Origin of the sequence: Shimia aestuarii (assembly GCF_900114635.1) — a bacterium.
Classification (GTDB): Bacteria; Pseudomonadota; Alphaproteobacteria; order Rhodobacterales; family Rhodobacteraceae; genus Shimia; species Shimia aestuarii.
On sequence record NZ_FOTQ01000017.1, the window covers coordinates 1 to 22,198 of the forward strand.

General features: G+C 55.9%; 17 protein-coding genes and 3 pseudogenes. 14 read left to right on the forward strand and 6 right to left on the reverse strand.

What is annotated here, in order from left to right; translation table 11 throughout:
* Window positions 1-81: 81 nt before the first annotated feature.
* Window positions 82-1,059 (forward strand): annotated as a pseudogene (locus tag BMZ35_RS19905) (IS3 family transposase).
* Window positions 1,060-1,648: 589 nt separating this feature from the next.
* On the opposite strand, the gene rfbB reads toward BMZ35_RS19905, so the two are convergent.
* A complete protein-coding gene (gene rfbB, locus BMZ35_RS19915) occupies window positions 1,649-2,698 on the reverse strand; it encodes a dTDP-glucose 4,6-dehydratase (protein WP_093097022.1) in 1,050 nt (349 codons plus the stop codon).
* The gene (gene rfbC, locus BMZ35_RS19920; RefSeq protein ID WP_093097024.1) at window positions 2,695-3,264 is read right to left on the reverse strand and encodes a dTDP-4-dehydrorhamnose 3,5-epimerase; all 570 of its coding nucleotides are present in this window, start codon (window positions 3,262-3,264) and stop codon (window positions 2,695-2,697) included. The genes rfbB and rfbC overlap by 4 nt, the downstream gene beginning before the upstream one ends.
* 139 nt (window positions 3,265-3,403) lie before the next feature.
* Here rfbC and BMZ35_RS19925 point away from each other — a divergent pair, with 139 nt between their 5' ends.
* Entirely contained in the window at window positions 3,404-4,408 is a 1,005-nt protein-coding gene (locus BMZ35_RS19925) for a glycosyltransferase (protein ID WP_242654876.1), read from the forward strand.
* A 6-nt stretch (window positions 4,409-4,414) separates the two neighbouring features.
* Here BMZ35_RS19925 and BMZ35_RS19930 read toward each other — a convergent pair whose 3' ends face one another.
* Window positions 4,415-5,230, reverse strand: a complete 816-nt coding sequence (locus tag BMZ35_RS19930; protein ID WP_242654877.1) for an ABC transporter permease — start codon at window positions 5,228-5,230, stop codon at window positions 4,415-4,417.
* A 44-nt stretch (window positions 5,231-5,274) separates the two neighbouring features.
* Here BMZ35_RS19930 and BMZ35_RS19935 point away from each other — a divergent pair, with 44 nt between their 5' ends.
* From BMZ35_RS19935 to BMZ35_RS20805, 10 genes and pseudogenes are all read left to right on the forward strand, one after another.
* Window positions 5,275-6,753, forward strand: coding sequence for a KpsE/RkpR family capsule polysaccharide export protein (locus BMZ35_RS19935; RefSeq protein ID WP_242654878.1), 1,479 nt, complete (start codon window positions 5,275-5,277; stop codon window positions 6,751-6,753).
* A gap of 18 nt (window positions 6,754-6,771) precedes the next feature.
* Window positions 6,772-7,425 carry an ABC transporter ATP-binding protein gene (locus tag BMZ35_RS19940; protein WP_093097029.1) on the forward strand — a complete coding sequence of 218 codons (654 nt, stop codon included), beginning with the start codon at window positions 6,772-6,774 and terminating at the stop codon, window positions 7,423-7,425.
* A gap of 4 nt (window positions 7,426-7,429) precedes the next feature.
* Window positions 7,430-8,422, forward strand: a pseudogene (locus tag BMZ35_RS19945) (tyrosine-type recombinase/integrase); the annotation flags it as partial.
* Between the two features lie 11 nt (window positions 8,423-8,433).
* Window positions 8,434-9,216: a hypothetical protein gene (locus BMZ35_RS19950; RefSeq protein ID WP_131814411.1), complete on the forward strand. Its 783-nt coding sequence runs from the start codon at window positions 8,434-8,436 to the stop codon at window positions 9,214-9,216.
* A 55-nt stretch (window positions 9,217-9,271) separates the two neighbouring features.
* Window positions 9,272-9,565: a helix-turn-helix domain-containing protein gene (locus BMZ35_RS19955; RefSeq protein ID WP_093097037.1), complete on the forward strand. Its 294-nt coding sequence runs from the start codon at window positions 9,272-9,274 to the stop codon at window positions 9,563-9,565.
* Window positions 9,562-10,068 (forward strand): helix-turn-helix domain-containing protein, encoded by a 507-nt coding sequence (locus BMZ35_RS19960; RefSeq protein WP_093097039.1) that lies wholly within the window; start codon window positions 9,562-9,564, stop codon window positions 10,066-10,068. The genes BMZ35_RS19955 and BMZ35_RS19960 overlap by 4 nt, the downstream gene beginning before the upstream one ends.
* The gene (locus BMZ35_RS19965) at window positions 10,068-11,564 is read left to right on the forward strand and encodes a DEAD/DEAH box helicase (RefSeq protein ID WP_093097042.1); all 1,497 of its coding nucleotides are present in this window, start codon (window positions 10,068-10,070) and stop codon (window positions 11,562-11,564) included. Before BMZ35_RS19960 ends, BMZ35_RS19965 begins: the two co-directional genes overlap by 1 nt.
* Window positions 11,561-12,529, forward strand: a complete 969-nt coding sequence (locus BMZ35_RS19970) for a DUF7146 domain-containing protein (RefSeq protein WP_093097045.1) — start codon at window positions 11,561-11,563, stop codon at window positions 12,527-12,529. The genes BMZ35_RS19965 and BMZ35_RS19970 overlap by 4 nt, the downstream gene beginning before the upstream one ends.
* The gene (locus tag BMZ35_RS19975; RefSeq protein ID WP_093097047.1) at window positions 12,526-12,867 is read left to right on the forward strand and encodes a hypothetical protein; all 342 of its coding nucleotides are present in this window, start codon (window positions 12,526-12,528) and stop codon (window positions 12,865-12,867) included. The genes BMZ35_RS19970 and BMZ35_RS19975 overlap by 4 nt, the downstream gene beginning before the upstream one ends.
* Before the next feature lie 169 nt (window positions 12,868-13,036).
* Window positions 13,037-13,312: a hypothetical protein gene (locus BMZ35_RS20805; RefSeq protein WP_165610144.1), complete on the forward strand. Its 276-nt coding sequence runs from the start codon at window positions 13,037-13,039 to the stop codon at window positions 13,310-13,312.
* A gap of 138 nt (window positions 13,313-13,450) precedes the next feature.
* Here the strand turns inward: BMZ35_RS20805 and BMZ35_RS19985 are convergent, their stop codons facing one another.
* Entirely contained in the window at window positions 13,451-14,431 is a 981-nt protein-coding gene (locus BMZ35_RS19985; protein WP_093097052.1) for a hypothetical protein, read from the reverse strand.
* A gap of 453 nt (window positions 14,432-14,884) precedes the next feature.
* On the opposite strand from BMZ35_RS19985, the gene BMZ35_RS21010 reads away from it, so the two are divergent.
* The gene (locus tag BMZ35_RS21010; protein ID WP_165610145.1) at window positions 14,885-15,310 is read left to right on the forward strand and encodes a hypothetical protein; all 426 of its coding nucleotides are present in this window, start codon (window positions 14,885-14,887) and stop codon (window positions 15,308-15,310) included.
* 32 nt (window positions 15,311-15,342) lie between these two features.
* A complete protein-coding gene (locus tag BMZ35_RS21255) occupies window positions 15,343-20,412 on the forward strand; it encodes a beta strand repeat-containing protein (RefSeq protein WP_093097057.1) in 5,070 nt (1,689 codons plus the stop codon).
* A gap of 90 nt (window positions 20,413-20,502) precedes the next feature.
* On the opposite strand, the pseudogene BMZ35_RS20000 reads toward BMZ35_RS21255, so the two are convergent.
* Window positions 20,503-20,912, reverse strand: a pseudogene (locus BMZ35_RS20000) (transposase); the annotation flags it as partial.
* A gap of 102 nt (window positions 20,913-21,014) precedes the next feature.
* Window positions 21,015-22,117 (reverse strand): IS3 family transposase gene (locus BMZ35_RS20005; protein ID WP_093097060.1). Its coding sequence is split into 2 segments (ribosomal slippage): window positions 21,015-21,856 and window positions 21,856-22,117, totalling 1,104 coding nucleotides; the frame shifts between segments, so codons are not numbered across the junction.
* Window positions 22,118-22,198 lie beyond the last annotated feature (81 nt).

The window sequence follows — 22,198 nt, forward strand, 5'->3', positions numbered from 1 at the left end:
TGCTCTGACACCCGAAAATTCAGCCATTTCTGATTAGAGTTTTCCGCTACGATTTCCTGGCTGGGAGAAGGAGCGGATTCGATGAAAGCATCGAGATTCACGGACGCGCAGAAAGCGTTCATCATCAAGCAAGGCGAGGACGGCAAGACGGTCGCCGAGATTTGTCGGGAAGCTGGCATTAGCCAAGCGACCTATTTCAACTGGAAGAAAAAGTATGCCGGACTGCTGCCATCGGAAATGCGTCGGCTGCGTGATTTGGAAGATGAGAACAACCGGTTGAAGAAGATCGTTGCGGATCTGACCCTGGACCGTGAGATGTTGCAGGACGTCATCAAGCGAAAGCTCTGAGGCCGGATCGCAAGCGCGAGATCATCGACGGCGTCCGGGAAGACTGGTCGGTCTCAATCCGACGGGCCTGTGGGGCTCTTCGGTTTGATCGTTCCACCTATCAGTACAAATCCCGGCGCACCGATCCGGCCGCCCTGAGAAAGCGGATCAAGGCGGTTTGTGAGACCCGTGTGCGTTACGGCTATCGCCGGGTGCACTATGTCCTGCGGCGTGAGGGCTGGGAGGTGAATGTGAAGAAGGTTTATCGAATTTACAGGGAAATGGGGCTTCAGTTGCGAAATAAGACGCCAAAGCGCCGGGTGAAAGCCAAGCTTCGCGAAGACCGTAGCGACGCGATCAGACCGAACGATGTCTGGGCGATGGACTTCGTGCATGACCAGCTCGCCACGGGCCGCAAGCTGCGGGTGCTGACTGTGGTCGATACTTTCTCGCGGTTCGCCCCTGTCATTGATCCGAGGTTCAGTTATCGAGGCGAAGTGAAGTGGTCCCAGTTTTTCGGACAGCTTGGCAGCGTTTCTAAGGTGTATCCGGGTTGACTTTCATGCTGCCAATTTCTGATCTCGACCGTGCCAGTATGCCTCCCTGGGCGTTTTGCGTTCAAGGGAGGAATGGCGTAGATACTACAACGAAGAGAGACCGCACAGCGCCATTGGGAACATCCCACCGGCAATGCTGGCAAACTCACATGGGGATACCAGCCCGCCATGCTGAGAAACGGCGGAAAACTCTATGCCAAGGTGGCGGAAGGTCGGGTATCAGAGCATATAGCCTGTTGCATATGATAATGGTGGGTCGGCGAAATGGGGGCTGTTGGCATGAGCGCCACGTTCAAAGACTCCATATTTATTTTTGTTGTAGTTCTGGTTCTAACCGGGCTTGGGTTCTATTTCATGTGGGGAAGTTCAACTGCCCCTTTGCCAGTAGGGGTGATCAGCCCCACCTGAGTGGTCCAGTTTGAATGTTAGTGCATGATTAGCCTTTGTTCCATCGGGACGATGGATTCTGGGGCCGGTGGTCGGTAGCCGATCCCCTACGGACGGGGTGGTCCGAGCCAAACGTTCTATTTCGCCCCCAGCCGTAAGCGACTCCACAAATGCCCATGTCCCTGACCGTCCGGCCTTGTGCGGCGGTCAGGGTCAGGCCGTGCCCCGAGATCTTGCCAAACCCTTGCGCCCACTCCGTTAACTGGGGCGGGTTTGCGGATTTCCGCCCGTCCATACCGACGTGATAGCGACGCAGTACCGATGGCCCAAACCCCTTGAAAACAGGCGTTACCCCATGATTCGGCACGGGAACGGCCTCAGCCCCCGTTCGGTGTGGTTCCCAATCGTTTACCCACCCCATCACGGTCCTGCAGCGCACGCCACCAGGCCTCGTTCTCCAGATACCAGCGCACGGTCTTTTCCAGCCCCTGTTCCAGCGTCACCGACGGCCGCCAGCCCAGCTCCTGCCGGATCCGGCTCGGGTCGATCGCATAGCGCAGATCATGGCCGGGGCGGTCCTCAACAAAGGTGATCAGGCTGGCATAGGGTCTGTTTGCGGGGCGCACCCGGTCGAGAATGGCACAGATCATCTCCACGAGGTCGATATTGCGGGCCTCGTTTTCGCCCCCGATATTGTAACTGCGCCCGAGTTTGCCCTTTTCCAGCACCGTCAAAAGCGCATCCGCGTGATCTTCGACATAGAGCCAGTCGCGCACGTTTTTCCCGGCCCCGTAAACCGGAATATCCTTTCCGGCCAAGGCGTTCAGGATCAACACCGGGATCAGCTTTTCGGGAAAGTGATAGGGCCCGTAATTGTTCGAGCAATTGGTCAGCACCACAGGCAGCCCATAGGTCTCGCCCCAGGCCCGCACCAGGTGGTCCGAGGCCGCTTTCGAGGCGGAATAGGGGGAGTTGGGCGCGTAAGCTGTCTCTTCGGTGAACAGCCCCGTATCGCCGAGCGAGCCATAAACCTCGTCCGTCGAGATATGATGGAACCGAAACCCCTCCGGTCTGCCCCGTTCTTCCCAATATTTCCGGGCGGCCTGCAACAGCGTATAGGTGCCGGTCACATTGGTCTCGATAAAGGCGCCGGGCCCGTCGATCGAGCGATCCACATGGCTTTCGGCGGCCAGGTGCATCACCGAATCCGGTCGATGTTGGGCGAAAACAGTGTCTAACGCGGTGCCATCGCGAATATCGACATGTTCAAAGGCATAGTCCGGGTGATCCGCCACGCTGGCAACATTCTCAAGGCAGGCGGCATAAGTCAGCGCATCGAGATTCACAACCGCGTATCCCCGTGCCACAGCCAGCCGCACCACCGCCGATCCAATGAACCCTGCCCCGCCGGTTACAAGGAGCTTCATGGCTGCTCTTCCCTCGTGAACGGCGTACTCAGCTCGGCCAGTGTCGGTGCGGCGGCATCCTTCTCGCTCAGGATACGTTTCGCGCGCGAAACACCCCAGTTGATGCCGATATCCGGGTCGTCATGGGCAATCGCTCGATCACAATCCGGCGCATAATAGTCCGAGCATTTGTAGATGATCTCGGTATTCTCGGTCAGTGTGACAAACCCATGGGCAAAGCCCACGGGCACCAGCAATTGCCGCCCGTTTTCCGCGCTGAGTTCGATGCCGAACCACTGCCCATAGGTGGGCGACCCGGCCCGGATGTCCACCGCCACGTCAAAAAGCGCGCCTCGCCCGCAGCGCACCAGCTTGGCCTGCGCATGGGGCGAGGTCTGGAAATGCAACCCCCGCACGGTACCTTTCTCTGTCGAGATTGAATGGTTGTCCTGTACGAAATCGATTTCGATCCCGGCTTCGGCCATACGCGCTCGGTTCCAGCTTTCCGAAAAGAAGCCGCGCGCATCCCCGAACCGCGCCGGGGTGAGGATCAGCACACCTGTCAGCGGTGTGGTTTCAATCTGCATCCGTCTTGCCCCTGTTTTGCCTGTCCAATGACTTAGCAATCTGGATCGCGCTTGTCACTTACGGCCTGTCTTGATCAGGTGGTTTGACAGATGCCGGGAATTGTGGTGACTGCCCGAAGAACTAGACAAGAGGCATCACGTGCAGGACAAGGCAGGGGCAGGGCGGCTGGCAGCCGTGGTGGTGACCTTCAATCGGCTTGAAAAGCTCAGGATCACAGTCACGCGCCTGTTAACAAACCTGCCTGAGCATCTTTCTGCACTGGTGGTGGTGGACAATGCCTCGACCGACGGCACGGCCGATTGGTTGGCCACGCTGGACGATCCCCGCTTGCATATCGAACGGCTTCCCCGGAACCTCGGCGGGGCCGGGGGGTTCGAACATGGGCTGCGCATGGTGCATCAACGGCTCGATCCGGACTGGGTTGTGGTGATGGATGATGACGGGCGCCCAGAACCGGGTGCGCTGGCCCAGTTTCATGCGCTGGATCTGACCGGCTGGGATGCGATCGCCGCCGCCGTCTATTTCCCGACTGGAGAGGTCTGCGACATCAACCGGCCCTCGCGTAATCCGTTCTGGCATCCCTGGGTGTTCTGGAAAACCGTTCTGGGCACGCTGAGTTTCGGGCTTCTGGGCAGTGCGCGCGATGCCTTTCACGTGGTGCAGGCCGATTATGACAGTGACCGGTTTCGGGCCGTGGACGGGGCCTCTTTTGTTGGGCTGTTCCTGTCACGCGCGGCGATCGAAAAGGCGGGCTATCCCGATGGGCACCTCTTCATCTACGGGGATGACGTGCTTTACACCTTGGGTCTGCGCGCCGTAGGGGGGCGGATTGCCTTTTGTCCGACGGTGCGTTTTGAACATGATTTTTCGACCATATCGGTTGATGAGCGGCGGTTTCGCCCGTTGTGGAAAACCTATTACCACCATCGTAACCTGATGTTTGTCTATCGTCGGGCGGCGGGGCTGTGGTTCTGGCCGGTCTTGCTGCTGATCCTGCCGAAATGGCTGCTCAAGACCCGCCACCATGCCGGCGAGCGCGGGGTTTTTCTCGGGCTGATGTTGCGGGCGATCCGAGATGGTCTTCTCCGACGGACAAGCCTGAGCCACGAAAATGTGCTTGCGCTATCTCTTGGCAAGAAGTGACAGCTGTTAGTTGTTCAGAATGGTCTTATGGTGCCGCCTCAGCAAAAGCAGCCCAAGGCACAGTACAACAACTGCGATCGACAGTACGTATGTCAGATTCAGGTAATCGGGGCGATAGTTGGTGTACAGGCCAGTTCGTATTAACCCCGTGAGGTGTAGCAGTGGATTCCACCACAGAATATCCTGCGCGAGAGTTGGCAGGTCTTCGTAGGTGTAGAAAATGCCTGAGGCAAGGAACAGGGGGCGTGTGGCAATGCTCCAGACGGCTTCCCATGCTGGGAAAAGGCCGAAGAGCGCGCAGTTTAATGTCCCAATCGCCAACCCTATAAAGGCCGTTAGCCCCATGGCGACAACCATTGGACCCGCATCAAAGATGATGCGGGTTTCGATTAACATGATGATCAGGGTGAGCAGAAGGTAGGCAACCAATGCATTGGTCAGCGTGTTCAGAAAGAAGCGTGCAAGAATGGCGTCCAGCCACGATACACTGGGATAGATAAGCAGAGGCTTGGAAAATGCTAACGCCCGGGCAACCAACACCGAGACATTCTGATAGAGTGACAGTACCAAATATCCGGATGCATAAAAAAGCAGGAAGGAATTTCCCAGAGATGGCGAGCGCAGCAATAGCGAGAAGCCAATCGAAAGGATCATGATGGCGCCCAGCGGTTCAAGAACTGCCCAAATATACCCTCCGGGCGTTCTCCCGTACCGGGTCGACATTTCACGCAGGATAAGGGCGATGATCGACCGGCCGGAAGACAGGCGTTTCTTCGCTGGAGGACGTAGCGGTGGAGTGATATCTGATGCGGACAGGGCCAAGCTCCGTCAAGCTGGTGTTTTTCACTGTGACTATGTAGAAAGTTGTGAATAAGTTCAAATTGGTTTTTGAGGGCATCTATTTGAACGACAATAAAAATATGAGGGTGGGTCGAGATATGGCAAAGCCTGTGGAGACCGATAAGAAGGCCATGATAAAGCAGGGCGGGTCGGATAAAAAGCCGGGTCCGCAGCAACAGGCTGGTCAAAAGCCCGCCGGCGCTCAGGGGGGCGCGAAGCCGCCACCCGGTAAAAAACCAGGGGGAGGGACGCCACCGCACGGCAATCAGGCTGCAGGTAATCCGGCGCCCCACCAGCCCAAGAGACAGCCATCCCCCCCGGGGCAACGCCCGTCCCCACCTCCCAAGGCCCCCCCGGTGAAGGTGGTCGAGATACGTCCCAAGGCGCCTCCAGCGCAGATGAAACGGCGGCACTGGGGGTTGATTGCCAGTTTTGTCACCATTGTTCTGATGCCTGTTCTGGTGGCTGGGTGGTACTTGTATTTCGTCAGTGTAGATCAATATGCGTCGGCTGCCGGTTTCACGGTGCGCAAGGAGGAGGCTGGTTCAGCCACCGACCTCATGGGAGGGCTTGCGCAGTTCGCAGGGGTGGGTTCATCTGGTGACGCGGATGTTCTCTACGAGTTTATCCAAAGTCAGGAGATCGTTGAAAAGATAGATGTGACTCTGGATCTCAGGGGGACGTTTTCAGCGTATTGGGATGCTGATCCCGTCTTTGCACTCTGGCCTGATGCCAGCATAGAAGACCTCGTGTGGTACTGGTCACGTATTGTTCTGGTGTCCTATGACCAATCAACGGGGTTGATTAATCTGCAGGTGCGGGCGTTTTCTCCGGAGATGGCGCAGCGGATCGGACAAGAGATCGTGCGGGAAAGCCAAATCCGTGTGAATGAGCTAAACGCAGCGGCACGCGCGGACATGATGGGATATGCTCAGGCTGATCTTGCGGATGCCATTGAACGGTTGAAAAGCGCACGCGAGGAGTTGACTGAATTTCGCGTGCGGACCCGAATCGTTGATCCCGTGGCTGATATTCAAGGGCGTATGGGAGTACTGAATACACTCCAGCAACAGTTGGCCCAGACTCTGATTGATTATGATATTTTGCGTGAATCCTCTAGTCCCGGGGATCCCCGTATCGTTCAGGAATTGCGCCGCATCGAAGTGATCCGGGCGCGGATTGAGGATGAGCGAGAGAGTTTTGCTGTGGCCAAAGTGGTGGGTGGCGAAGCCGACTACCCAACACTTCTGGCCGAGTTCGAAGGGCTAACGGTTGATCGCGAATTTGCCGAGGAAACTTATAGGGCTGCTCTTGCTGCGTTTGATATCGCGCGTGACAACGCATCGCGCCAGAGCCGATACCTTGCCACCTATATCCGGCCGACCATTGCTGAGAGCGCGGAGTATCCCAAGCGGGAAATCATACTTGGTCTTGTGGTGCTGTTTTTGCTGATGGGGTGGTCTATCATGGCCCTAGTCTACTACAGCCTACGGGATCGTCGCTAGCACGATGGAGGGTGTGCGATGATCCGCTTTGAGCATCTGACAAAAAGTTTCCGGATGCATGGGGAACGCAAGCTTGTCATTGATGACCTGACGCTGGAGTTGCCAAAAGGAAAAAGCCTTGCTCTGCTTGGGCGCAATGGAGCAGGAAAATCCACTCTGTTGCAAATGATTGCCGGCACACTTGATCCTGATAGTGGACGTATCGTCAGCGATGGGACGATTTCATGGCCGGTGGGATTTGGCGGGTCGTTTCACAGGGAACTGACCGGTGCACAGAACATACGTTTCATTGCGCGTATTTATGGGGTGGATACGGATGGCTTGCTGGAGTTTGTCGAAGACTTTGCCGAGATAGGGCGACATTTCCACGAGCCGGTGCATAGTTATTCGTCCGGCATGCGTGCTCGACTTACATTTGGGGCATCCATGGGCATCCACTTTGACACCTATCTGGTGGATGAAGTAACGGCCGTTGGGGATGCACGCTTCAAACGCAAGAGTCGGGCGGTGTTTCGGGAGCGGATGAAGACGAGTGATGCGATCCTTGTCAGCCATGAAATGAGCCAAGTGCGCCAGTTCTGTGATGCCGGTTTGGTACTGGAAAATGGACAACTGACGTATTTTGAGGACTTGGAACAGGCAATCGAATTGCATCAGGAACTAATGGCATAAAAGCCTGATGGAGAGCAAGCGTTCGAAGACCTGGTACTTTCAGAAGGACGTTGGAGGTCAAACCAAGCGGGTTTTGATAGGGCGCTATCCCGTCATCTCGGCTCAGGCGGCTCGGCAGACCGCTCTTGGATTTGCCCTGGAGTGGGGTAGGGGAGCTGGAAAGAAAATTCAGATTGGTGCGCCAACACTGGAGGCGGCGATGGAGGCATACCTGGCTCGCCCGAAGCTGCGTTCGGAAGAGCACAAACTCAGCTTGCGTCAACAATTTGAGTTGCATCTGAAAGATTGGCTGAAGTTGCCGTTAGACGAAATTTCCAAATCCATGGCGGCGGACAGGCATCGATGCTTGGCGACGACGCCTTCGGCCGCCAATCACACACTCAAGTACTTTCGGACGGTGTGGAACCACGCTCGGCGTGTGCATGATCTGCCTGAAAGTCCAACCATGGCGATCGAGTGGTACGACGAGAGGCCTAAAGGGACAATCATCGAAGATCTGAGGGAATGGCGGGAGATGATTGATGGCGTTTACAATCCAATCCACGCAGCGTTCTATGAGTTGATACTTTTTACCGGGTTGCGCAAGACTGAAGCCCTTACCTTGGAATGGCAGAACGTCCACGAAGACCACATCCATCTACCGATGACGAAAAACGGACGCAGTTTTGACCTTCCGATTCTGCAGGTTCATCACGAAATCCTCGCCCCAGTCCGTGGTTTGAGCCGGCAATGGGTGTTTCCATCACCAAAGGCGCCGTCAGGGCATGTTCAATCTCCTGAAAAACTTCCATGGTCGCCCCATGCCCATCGTCGGACATTTGCCACTGTTGCAATGGAGGCCGGTGTGCTCGAAGAGATCGTCGGGCGATTGCTCAACCACACGCCACTGTCAATCACCGGCCAACGCTACACAAAACCGTCCCTCAATGCACTTAGGCCATCAATGGATGTGGTTTGTCAGGAACTATCAAAAAGAATTGGAGGAATCGAGAAGTGAGATTGCCATGGTTGGCTGTTTTTGACGCTCTTGTTGAGGATGTTGAAAGGCATATTGAAAGTAGCAAAAAAGACGCGGAGCTAAACGAAGATGAAGCAACTCGACGGGGAATAGATTCGGAACGCTTGGACCGCCATCTTGCAGCCTTAGAAAAACTAGGTGCTCACCTAGAAGAAGTTAGAGGGGAACTCTTTGACCTGCTTGGCGAAAATTGGCGATACAAAAGAAATCAAAGTTTTTTGGAATGGGCGGAAAAAATATTTGAGCTGAACAATTTGGACAAATACGCATTAGATAGTTTGCCGACAACAGGAAAAGAGGGTTATGCGCAACTTGTTGAGGATGGTGGATTTTGGGGGCCACTAATAGGTGGTGAACTGGCCGCTTTAATCCGGGGCCAAAAACTGTTTCGGCCAGGACCGCCCGTTGAGCGCCAGGACATTATCGAAAGAGAGCATGCAGTAAGATTGATCTCCACTATCCACAACTTATGGGGTGTTTCTCAGGAGGAGGCCATCTTCATGTACTGCGAGTACAAGTATCCCGATTCCGAAGAGTATCCGATAGCAACTGTAACTGACTGGTTCTACAAAACTAGGCGTGCAGTAAGGGCGGAAGTGGACCAAGCCAACAACTCATCTAAACGTCAGGTTTTGAGAGTGCTCTTAGACGGCTATTTTCCCGATTTAGACGGGAAACCACTTGCAGGTAAGCCCTTTCCAAAAGCGCTAGAAGAATTGTACGAATGCTCGCCACATCTTCTACTTGGCGGTTCTCTGAAATCCTCCCAGTGAGTTAATGCGAACCAAATGAGATTTTGAAACACCTATCGAAAAAGAGGTGTTCCAAATGGAATTTGAGAGCAAGAAACCTGTTCTGAATGCACGCGAAGCGATTGATCAGAACAGTCATAAAACCTTCCCTGACCACATGCGCCCCGAGAAGGCAGCCCTGTATTTGGGGCTGTCGAAGTCGAAGCTGGCCAAGCTGCGTATGGCTGCGAATGTGGAGGACGGTCCTCGCTTTGCCAAGCTTGGCGGTACCATCATTTACCGGAAGTCCGATCTCGACAAATGGTTGATCGCCAACCTGGTAGGCAATGGGGGTGATGTTGTCCACGTCGCGCGGGGGCGTTCGAAATGAGCATTGTCGCAAGCAAGTGGGCACGCGGCCTTGATCTCAAGAGTGGCCCCAAGGCGGTCTTGTTGGCACTTGCCGATCGCCTGAACGATACGACCGGTCGCTGTGATCCCTCTATCAAGAAAATCTGTGCAGATACAGGATTGAAGCGCACGGCCGTGAAATCCGCCCTGAAGAAGCTCGCCATGCTAGGCCTGCTCACGGTTGAGCGCCGCAAGCTCAAGTCCAGCCGCAATTACACCAGCAACCAGTATCACCTGCATATCGGCGCAAAACCATTGCTAAAAGAGCGGATGTCGAAAGCCCCTCAAGGGGTAGGTCTTATCTCGACCGAGGTGGGTGCGAATTCGACCGAAGGTGGGTCGGTATCTGACCACAAACCTAAAGATAACCTGAAGGGAACCGAGACTCCTAGCCATAAGGAAGAGACTCCTCAGCTGGATCAAGAACAAGAAAAAGCGCTGCAGCTTTTGCGCATGCACATGCCCACCGGGTGGAAAAACTGATGTTCGATCTGTTTTCCGCCCCTCTGGCAACGTTTACCCCGCGTCCTCATCAGCAACGCGCCTTGGAGTTGTTGAAGGCTTCTCTCGAAAAAGGTCACAAGCGCCCTGTGCTGCAGCTGCCGACCGGGGGTGGCAAGACATTTGTCGCCGCGCAAATCATCAAGGGCGCTCTCAAAAAGGGCCGCCGAGTGGTGTTCACGGTGCCCTATCTGTCTCTCCTGCAGCAAACGATCGAAGCATTTGAAAGCTTTGGTATCGGCGATCTGGGCGTGATTCAGAGCGATCATTCCCGCACCGATCCCGAAGCTCCGGTTCAGATCGCCTCCGTCGATACCCTGGCGCGGAGAGGCTTTCCGGATGTCGATCTGGTGATCGTGGACGAGGCGCACAAACGGTCTTCGGCTATTGATCACTGGATGAAGGTGCGTCCAGACCTTGTCTTTGTCGGTCTCTCCGCCACGCCATGGCGCAAGGGGATGGCGGAGGAGTGGGACGATCTCGTCATTGGCTCGGATTTGGCCGAGTTGGTTAAAGAGGGGGTTTTGACGAAGTTCCGCGTGTTTGCGGAAGCTGAACCTGATCTTTCTGGAGTCAAAACTGTTTCCGGGGATTACGAGACGGGGGTGTTGGGACAAGTGATGAGTGCTCCGCGCCTCGTCGCTGATATCGTCCACACCTGGTTGTCGAATGCGGAATATCGTCCGACCGTCTGTTTTGCGGTCAATCGCGCGCATGCGCAGGAACTTCAGCGGCAATTTACCAGCGAGGGTATCGCTTGCGGCTATGTGGATGCCAACACGCCGCCGGATGCACGCCAGCGGGTACGGGAGAAGTTCGAGCGGGGTGAACTCAAGGTCGTATGCAACGTCGGTTGCCTGACGACGGGCGTCGATTGGGACGTCCGTTGCATCATTTTGGCGCGCCCCACCAAGAGCGAAATGCTTTACGTCCAAATGGTCGGGCGCGGTTTGCGTGCCGCCGATGGAAAACAGGACTGCCTTATCCTGGATCATTCCGACACGACGGCGCGACTGGGTTTCGTGAGAGATATTGGCCATGCAGAGCTTCTGTCCTCAAAAGCCAAGACGGCAAAGCGGGCGCGCAAGGAAGATCTTCCCAAGATGTGTCCTGCGTGCAAGTTCCTGAAACCGTCCCGTGCCTCGAAATGTCCTGGCTGCGGCTTTGTTTCCCGTCGCCAAAACAAGATCAAACCCGAGGAGGGTGAACTCGTCGAAATCGCGCAGCCAATTCGCTCTGTGGTCGAAAACGTGGGCGCAAAACGAGAGGAAAAGCAGAGCTTTCTCTCCGGCCTGATCTCCGTTCAAGAACAGCGTAACTACGACCCGGGATGGGTGAAGCATGTATTCCGCGACAAGTTCAACCATTGGCCGGAAAACTTTTCCTGGGCTGCCTGTGAACCCTCAGAAGAAGTCAAGCGCTACGTGAAATCCCGCGACATTCGCAACGCCAAGAAAAGAGAAAAGGCTGGCCGATGACCCAGGAGATTCGTGAATTGGCCAAGGGAAAATGGCCGAGCGTTCATTCTGCCCTTGGTTTGCAGGAGCAATACCTCAAGAACCAGCACGGCCCATGTCCGATCTGCGGCGGTAAAGATCGCTACCGCTATGACAACAAGGAGGGTCGTGGGACGTATTTCTGTAATCAATGTGGTGCTGGTGACGGCTTTGATCTGTTGAAGCAGTTTCGGGGATGGACCTTTGCCGAAGCGGCGAAAGCCGTTCGCGAAGTGTTGGGAGAGGCGCGGGTCGAGCCTCGTCGTACCGCAAAGGCAGGTGCCAGCAACAAAGACCTCCGTAACCAGCTTTGGCAACAAAGCCACCGTGTCAGGGCGGGTGATGCTACCGAGGTCTATCTCAAGGCGCGTGGATTGGTTCTGCAGCATGTCTCTGCGGATCTGAGGACGTGTCCGCGCTGCTGGTTCGGCAAAGACGCACGAGGTCAAAAACAGTTCTTTCCGGCGATGATCGCCATGGTGCGTGACAAGCTCGGCAAACCGGTAACATTGCACCGCACGTATCTGTTCAATGGTGCGAAAGCACCGGTTGCATACCCGCGCAAGCTGATGCCTGGTTCAGTGCCAGCAGGATCGGCGGTGCGTTTGTGCGATCCCGGACCGGTGCTGGGAATTGCCGAAGGTATCGAGACCGCGCTTGCCGCTTCGGAACTCTTCGGAGTGCCCGTCTGGGCTGCCCTGACGGCAAACCGTCTCAGCACATGGGAACCGCCTTCCGAGGCAAAGGAGATCATTATCTATGCCGACAACGACCTCTCGGGAACCGGGCAGAAGGCAGCAGAGACGCTGCGCATGCGAATGTATGAGTTGGGTCTCGCAGTACACATCGAACTTCCCAAAGAAACAGGGACGGATTGGGCTGATGGGTGGCTCGTGGCTCGCGTCCAAACCGAAGCCAAGAAAAGCAATCAAGGAGCAGCAAAATGAAAAGCAATACGCCCAAGCCGAAAAGCCCATCTGAACTCAAAGACGAAGTGCTGCTTAGTGTCGAGGAGCAACGCGGTATGTTGTTGGCCATCATCGAGGACTTCGAAGATCATCCTGTTGAAGCCTTGTTGTCTTACTTTGACCATGTAGGTTTTGACATCAAATCCGTGAGCAACGTGGAGGAGTTCGCGGATGCCTGGTGCGGGTTCTATCGCATCAAAACGGGTGTTTATGACATCGACCGCGCATTTGAAGATCTCGCGCGCTGGCCGCCCGTCGCCCGCGCAATCACGGAACTCGCCCTGGCAAAATGCCGAGGTTTGCCCAATGATTTGTGAGCGAACACACAAGATCGACATTCGGAAACACGGAGCGCTGGCAAAAATGCTCTTCGAAACGATCTCGACGGAGTTGCAAGTCACAAGGACGCAAGCACGCCCCTTTGGCGGGTTCCGTTACTGGTTTCTCTGCCCTGGTTGCGCACGCTGTTGCGCTATTCTTTACGTAATGCCCTTGCTCCGTTGTCGCCTGTGCGCGCGCGGGCGCTATGAAACCGAGTTGCGAACACCAAAGGATCGACGTCTTCTCGCAGCGATCAAGCTGCGTCAGAGGCTAGGGCAGTCGCAAGGTGGCATCGTGGTTCCGTTTCCGCCAAAGCCGAAATGGATGCGCTGGCACACCTATCATCGTATCAAGGCCGAAGCGCTGAAGAATGAGCGGAGGATTTGGGAATCCTCAATCATCGAGTCTGGTGAGGATTTGCAGATCGATAAGACCACGTAAATGTTGGGCGACGTCGCGTGGAGTATCTCCGCCATGAAATATTGCGCCCGCCTCAATGTTTCTTTCCATGGCGTCACCAGCCCGCCATCGTGAACTTTTGAGCGCTGCTCCTTTCTCGAGGCCTCAGAAATACCGTTGCTATAGGTCTTCGGCAAACTGCAAGATGAGCGGGGCTACAAAATCTTCAAGAATTTTTGAACTCTCCTTGGGGAGTTCAAGTGATCCCAATGCGGTATTTGGATCCGGCAAAGGGTCATTGAACAGGATTTCGCGTCCAAAATATTTCAGCGCAACATTAGTATTCCCTTCGGTATAATGACTTAATATCTCTTGGCGCTCATCAAAAGGCAGAAGCCACTCACTGGTTTTAATATCTCCACGCATTGCCATGTCTATAGCAAACAACTTTGCGATGACCTTCTGACGTTTTTGGGGCGGGAGTTGATCCAACGGGAGATGGCGAACGATCTCGGCCACCGGCGCTGAGAAGGACGCGTTCACATACGGAAGGTGGGGAAAGGCCGATATATCGTTTATGCCAATCATCTTGGCGAACGCTGTGATCGGGCCACCGGGCATTTGAGATTTCTCAAAGACCGACAACTTGATGGCCTCAATACCAAAATGGCTTTCGACCATTTGGAGATATTGATCATAGTGAACCCAGTGGAAATCTTCACGCATTCGAATGAAGTCATTAAACGAAGCATGCGCGTATTTGGGCATCCATTGAAATTTAATATTCTGAAAGTACCAGCTTTCAAGCCAAAGGTCCTGCCGTCTCAGAGAATAGATCACCTCGACATCAAAATGTTTCTGCAAGCGAGCTAGAACCTCAAGGTCGCGCCGCATGCTGATGTCCTCGTCGCTCAGCACAATCGCCCGAATAGTGTTGGGCTTGTTGTTCGCCCGTTTCGTAAGGTCGCCGCAGAAGTCGTCGACATCCAAAGTTCCATTAAAGATCTTATTGATCCAGTCCAGGTGCCGACCACGCGCGAAGGGAACCAAAATACCAAGCTTTATCAGCAGACCATGATTTTCCCTCAGGAAGCTTTGAATAGATGTGGTTGCAGTACGATGACAACCGATGTGCAAAAACAGTTTTCTTTTCAATTTCATGTTTCTCTTTTTTGCAGCTGCCAACGCTCGCAGATTTCATCGAAGTTAGCGGGTACGGCAAACATCATTCCATCATGAACATTACGCTACTCACATGCGTACAATGCGTACATCAATCCAATGCACGGCACTCTATACCTAGGGAGAGCCCGAAGGCTCTCTTTGTTGTCTTAGTAAAGATTACTTCTGGCTTTTAGAAGATGAAATCTGAAGTGGTCCTCCGTTTCCTAACTATACGGACGGACCAATTCAGTGGGGGAGGATCACCGGGACCACTTCACGGAGGCAAGCAGGTGCCCCGTTTCAGGCATCTCTCCTGGTCGCCTCCACGAGGTTCAGAGCCGTGGAGCAGGGCCCGAGGCGCTGTCAGCCCGTGCGTTCGGGGAAATGAAGAGTTGAAAGAACCGCCCCGTCGCGGTTAATGTATTTGTAACTATTTTGTGCGCCGCCCTGTTGCGGCAGCCGTTTGTTGTTTCTGCAAGTGTTCGAGCTTCAAAAACTCGACTTGCGTTTTTGATAGGTATTTGGGGGGAGCTGCTTGGTTTGGCTGTCCATTGCGTCTGGAATTTTCTCGTTGTTGTTGGCCTGCTTGCAGGAGCAGCCTCGGCACCGCGTCATGCGTATGCGGGTGTTTCCGTGGATAGCTCCGACACTGCAGTCATGTCACTTACAATGACCTCGGCGGCCCCCGCCAAGGATGGCAACATTGCCATTCGCGAAGAATACGATGCGGCGCTCCGGCGCCACACCAGATCCGCGTTGGAACTTTTTATCGCGAGACACCCCGAGCATCCGCTGAACGCGGAAGCTCGTCAATACTTGGAGACTTGTTTCAAGGAGGACAATGCCGTCCCCGGCAAGTGTCAAAGCCAGAACTGAATACAAGCTGATTATAGTGCGGGAGAATTCTTATGAGTGCCTTGGACAAACTGGAACTGGACTTTCTGGACGAAGGCGCCTCCGCTGCGTCTCCCGCGACCCCTGAAGACGAGGGTGGTGGCAGCAATATCGATCTGGCCGGTCTTGAGCCATCGTGGGCTGAGACAGAGGCTTTGAAGTCGCTGGAGAATGACACGACTTACCTCGGCATGGAGTTCTCCGGCTTTGACGACGACGGCAGCAACGACGCGTTCGAACTCTATTCGCGGGAAGCTGGCGCATCGCAGCTGGGAATTGAGGGTCTCGGCACCTTCACCCCGGAGGTCGCCGGGCTGTCGGCATGGAATGATTTCGGAGACCAGCGCGACCTGTTTGCCGCGCGGCCATTTGATCATTCGATCTTTCAGGGGCCGCCGCCGCCGCATGACTTTGAAGAAGTCGCGGCCATGTGTGGATGCGCGTGCTGTGGTATTGGGTCGGCCTCAAGCGGAACTTATGGTGCCCCGCTATCCGAAGTGGAAAGCGGTACGGGTAATTCGACCGCAGCGGTCGTCGCATCGGGCGATGCCTTCATTGATGGCGTCCTGACAAATACACGGTGGGCAAGCTCGACCATCGACTACTCCTTCCCGACAAATGGCACGCCTTACAGCTACACGACCAACTCGGCTTTCGTGACCAACATGTCGGTCCTGACGGCACAGCAGCAGACCGCCGCGCATTTTGCGCTGAACACGGTCTACAATGCCAATGCCGGAGGTTTCTCGGTTGAAGGGTTCACCAATCTGGGTGTCTTCTATGACAGCACGGCGGACACCGACGAAATCCGTCTGGCCAACACCTCTTCGGGACTGGTCAGCACGGCACGGGTGGCTGACTTCCCCAGCAACGACATTACCAGTCAGGTCGACGATAACGGCGATGTCTGGTTCGGTGGCTCGGGCACCACACCCACCGCGGGCAACTATCATTGGCACACGGTGATCCACGAGATCGGCCACGCGCTGGGTCTCAGCCACGGCCACTCCACGTACCAACTGGGCGTGGCTTTGCCGGCGGCGTTCGACTCGATGGAATATTCCATCATGACCTACCGTGCCTATGTGGGGGGACCAACGACCGGTTATACCAATGAAACCTGGGGCTATGCCCAGACCTTCATGATGGCCGATATTGCCGCGCTGCAATACATGTACGGCGCGGATTTCTCCACGAACAGCGGCAATACCGTCTACAAGTGGAACCCGACCTCGGGTGACACGCTGGTAAATGGCGGCGTGGCAATCGACGCGGGCGGCAACCGCATCTTCGCCACGATCTGGGATGGCGGTGGCATCGACACCTACGATCTCAGCTCCTATTCCACCAACCTCGTCATTGACCTCACCCCGGGCGGTCACTCGGTGTTCAGCTCGACACAGCTGGCCAATCTGGGCGGGGGCAACATGTCGCGCGGCAACATCTTCAACGCGTTGCAGTTCAACGGCGATGCGCGTTCGCTGATCGAGAACGCCACCGGTGGCTCTGGCGCTGACAGCATTACCGGCAACGCGGCGAATAACGTTCTGCTTGGCAATGCCGGCAACGACACGCTGCTCGGTGGGATTGGCAATGACACGCTGACTGGCGGTCTTGGCAACGATTCACTTCTCGGCGGTGCTGGCAACGACGTCTTCGAGTACTTCGCGGGCAGTCACCAGAATGAAACGATCAACGGGAGCACCGGCACAGACAAGATCCTCCTGAGTGGATTGGGAACATTCGATTTCAACGGATCCGGCCTGCAGCTGACTTCGATCGAGGAGATCGAGTTCAATGCGGATGTCGGAGGTACCAAAACTGCAAACTTCACCATTCAGGAATTCGACAACACCGTTGAGGTTCCGGCCAACCTGCTGATCGACAGCAGCGGCGGCAATATCGACATCCTGAACTTCTTCGCGACCGGCTCGCTTTTCTCCACGGTCAACTGGAGTGGCTGGACCTTCCAGAATTGGGATGACACGCTCGACCAGATCAATGTCACGCTGGGTGGCGGGATCACCAATTTCACCGGGACCATCCAGCGCGACAATATCCAAGGCGCATCGGCGGCCGAAGTGATCAATGGCCATGACGACAATGACTCGATCGATGGCAACAGCGGCAACGACACGCTGCTAGGTGGCGCGGGCAATGACACGCTGGAGGGCGGGTCCGGCTTGGACAGCATCGATGGTGGCGATGGCGACGACCTTATCCTGATCAACACTGGCTGGACCGGCGGCGACACCAATATCGGTGGTGCCGGAATCGATACCTTCCTGATCAATTTCACAACGACGGGTGCCTATAACATCAACCTTGCCACGGGGGCGTTCAACGGTGGTGGTGATACCACGAGCACGCTGGCCAGCATCGAGAATGTGACTTCGAGCAATGGCAATGACACGCTGATCGGGAACAGTAGCAATAACGTGCTGAGCGGTCTTGGCGGCAATGACAGCCTCTCCGGTGGCATTGGCTCCGACACTCTGCTTGGCGGCGATGGCAACGATACCCTGCTTGGTGGTTTTGCGACCGACAGTCTTGTTGGGGGTGCAGGCAACGACCTTTTCGTCCATGGCGATGGTGAATTCATCGACAGCATCATCGGCGGCGCGGGCATCGACAGCGTGGATGCCTCTGGCGAGGACACCAATGCGGTCAATGCCAATCTGAAAACCGGTAGCTGGACCGGCCTTGGCGGCACGCGTGACCTGATCTCGATTGAGGTCTTCACCGGCACGCAGGGCAATGACACGATCCAGGCGGGCTTTACATCGACGATCAACGGTCATGATGGCAATGATGTCATCTCGGGCGATTTTGGTACCCAGCAGCTGAATGGCGACGCGGGCAATGACACCTTCATCAACGGGAATGGCCAGTTCATCGACAATATCAACGGTGGCACCGGCATCGACGGCGTGGATATCTCTGCCGAGACCTCCAACGCGGTCAATGCCAACCTGCAGACCGGTAGCTGGATCGGCCTTGGCGGCACGCGTGACCTGATCTCGATTGAGGACTTCACCGGCACGCAGGGCAATGACACGATCCAGGCGGGCTTTACATCGACGATCAACGGTCATGATGGCAATGATGTCATCTCGGGCGATTTTGGTACCCAGCAGCTGAATGGCGACGCGGGCAATGACACCTTCATCAACGGGAATGGCCAGTTCATCGACAATATCAACGGTGGCACCGGCATCGACGGCGTGGATATCTCTGCCGAGACCTCCAACGCGGTCAATGCCAACCTGCAGACCGGTAGCTGGACCGGCCTTGGCGGCACGCGTGACCTGATCTCGATTGAGAATTTCACCGGTACTCAGGTTAATGACACGATCACCGGCAGCGGCAGTGCCAACCTGCTCGACGGCGGGGCCGGCAATGACAGCCTTCTTGGTGGCGGCGGCGTCGACACCCTTCTGGGCGGAGATGGCAATGACACGCTGAACGGCGGCGTCTTCGAGGACTCTCTGAACGGTGGGTCGGGCAATGACCTGTTCCTGTTCACCGGCGGTGATTTCATCGACAACGTGAATGGTGGCACCGGCACCGATACGATCGATTTCAGCGGCTACACGTTTAACTTCCTGACCGCCAACCTTGGTGCGGGGACAATGACCGTGGGCGGAGGTGCAGGCACGACCTCGGTGCTTGGGGTCGAGAACGTGATCGGCACGGCAAACAATGACATCATCACCGGCAGCACGGCTGCAAACAATCTCAATGGCGCCGCCGGGGACGACACGATCAAAGGTGGCGATGGCAATGATACCCTCATCGGCGGCTTCGGCAATGACGCGTTGTTTGGTGGTGCCGGCGACGACCGCCTAGATGCCAGCGCGGGCGCGGACACTCTGAACGGCGGCATTGGCAACGACACGTTGATCGGGCGGCTTGGCAACGACACGTTGATCGGGCTGGATGGGAACGATGCCTTGTTCGGGGCTGAGGACGACGACTCGCTGGTCGGTGGTAACGGTGCGGACACTCTGAACGGTAATAGCGGCAACGACACGGTGATCGGAGGCAATGGCGATGACCTGTTGAAGGGCGAGGCGGGCGATGACCGTCTCGACGCCAGCGCGGGCGCAGACACTCTGAACGGCGGCATTGGCAACGACACGTTGATCGGGCGGCTTGGCGCCGATTTGCTCAAGGGGGAGAACCAAGATGACAAGTTGTTCGGATCGGAAGGTAACGACACGCTTCTCGGAGGTGCCGGCGCCGATACGCTGAACGGCAACGCTGATGACGACCGTCTCGACGGCGGCGGCGGCAACGATCTGCTGCTTGGTGACGTCGGCAACGACACCCTACTTGGCAGCTTCGGCAGCGATACCCTGCTGGGCGGTACGGGAAATGACCTTCTGGAAGGCGGTGGTGCCGGTGACATCCTGAACGGTGCCGGTGGCAATGATACGGTCAGCTACGCGTCGGATACAGTTGGCGTCACCATCAACATTGGCGCCAACACCGCATCTGGTGGCCATGCAGCTGGAGATACGCTCAATGGTTTTGAAAATGCGGCCGGTGGATCCGGTGCAGACCTCTTGACCGGCGGTGACGGCGGCAACGCTTTGTGGGGACAAGCCGGTAACGATACCCTCAATGGTGGAGCTGGCAACGACACACTGGATGGTGGAGCAGGTAATGACCGGCTGACCGGTGGCAATGACAGCGATACGCTGGATGGCGGCGGCGGCAACGATATCCTTCTGGGTGGGGCCGGTAATGACAGTCTGGTCGGGAATTTCGGCAGTGACACTTTCATTGGCGGCACCGGAGACGACACATTGAATGGCGGTGGTGGCAGTGACCTGTTCATCTTTGCCAACGGCTTCGGCAATGACGTGATTGAAGGTTTCAGTGCCAACAATGCAGAGGATATCAATATCTCTGCAGTGTCGGGTATCACTGATTTCAACGACCTGATCGCGAACCATCTCTTCAACAATGGAGGGTTTGCTCAAATTGTTGTTGGAACGAACTCAATCCTGTTGGAGGGCGTCGCCTTCGGTGACGTTGGCGTTGGTCAAGCCTACTCGGCAGACGATTTTATCTTCTGAGAATAGGGTAGGGTTTTGAGAAACTGAAATACGGCCATCGGCCGAGGCGCCACCATTATCGTGGTGATTTGCAGCTAGAGCGACGTCCATTTAATCTGCAACATATCCGGCAGTCCTGAAGAAGTTTCGGCACTGTTCCGGAGAGAACAGGTCGCAGGTTTGGGCAACGGATTGGAACAGGGCGTCGAATGTCCGGGCCTTGAGTTTGGAGTATGCCATCTCAATGGGGTTCAAATCGGGACTGTAGGGCGGCAGGAAGAGCATCCAGTTGCACTGCGCCTTCAGGCAATCCTGAGAGCGGGTGGATTTGTGCGATGATAGGTTGTCGGCGATGACCGCGTCACCGGGTTACAGGGCGCGGTCAATTCATCGACGCACAATCCGGCAATGAATGTCTGGGAGCGCCAATGACCGAAGGGAACGTCAGCCTCCAAACGGGCCCCACACGCTGATCTGACACGCTGGCGGGTCATCTTCGTGGTCACAGCCGTTTCACCAATTGACCTGCCCCCCGAGGCTCCCTCATTCATAACGAGAGTCTGCGGGTCTGTGCTCTGATACCCAACCTTCCGCCACCTTGGCATAGAGTTTTCCGCCGTTTCTCAGCATGGCGGGCTGGTATCGCCATGTGAGTTTGCCAGCATTGCCGGTGGGATGTTCCCAATGGCGCTGTGCGGTCTCTCTTCGTTGTAGTATCTACGCCATTCCTCCATCTTTTCGCAAGCGTCGGACAGCGACAGGAACCAGTGGGCGTTCAGGCACTCGGCCCGGAACTTGGAGTTAAACGCTTCGATGAAGGCGTTGTCGGTCGGTTTTCCGGGGCGGGAGAAGTCGAGGATTACGCCGCGCTGATAGGCCCACAAATCCATGTCCCGCGAGATGAACTCGCTGCCATTGTCGACTCTTATTGTTTTCGGATAGCCAATCCGGCTGCACACCCGGTCAAGCGTGGCCACCACGTCTTCGCCTCGATAACTGAACCTCGGATCAATGACAGGGGCGAACCGCGAGAAAGTATCGACCACAGTCAGCACCCGCAGCTTGCGGCCCGTGGCGAGCTGGTCATGCACGAAGTCCATCGCCCAGACATCGTTCGGTCTGATCGCGTCGCTACGGTCTTCGCGAAGCTTGGCTTTCACCCGGCGCTTTGGCGTCTTATTTCGCAACTGAAGCCCCATTTCCCTGTAAATTCGATAAACCTTCTTCACATTCACCTCCCAGCCCTCACGCCGCAGGACATAGTGCACCCGGCGATAGCCGTAACGCACACGGGTCTCACAAACCGCCTTGATCCGCTTTCTCAGGGCGGCCGGATCGGTGCGCCGGGATTTGTACTGATAGGTGGAACGATCAAACCGAAGAGCCCCACAGGCCCGTCGGATTGAGACCGACCAGTCTTCCCGGACGCCGTCGATGATCTCGCGCTTGCGATCCGGCCTCAGAGCTTTCGCTTGATGACGTCCTGCAACATCTCACGGTCCAGGGTCAGATCCGCAACGATCTTCTTCAACCGGTTGTTCTCATCTTCCAAATCACGCAGCCGACGCATTTCCGATGGCAGCAGTCCGGCATACTTTTTCTTCCAGTTGAAATAGGTCGCTTGGCTAATGCCAGCTTCCCGACAAATCTCGGCGACCGTCTTGCCGTCCTCGCCTTGCTTGATGATGAACGCTTTCTGCGCGTCCGTGAATCTCGATGCTTTCATCGAATCCGCTCCTTCTCCCAGCCAGGAAATCGTAGCGGAAAACTCTAATCAGAAATGGCTGAATTTTCGGGTGTCAGAGCA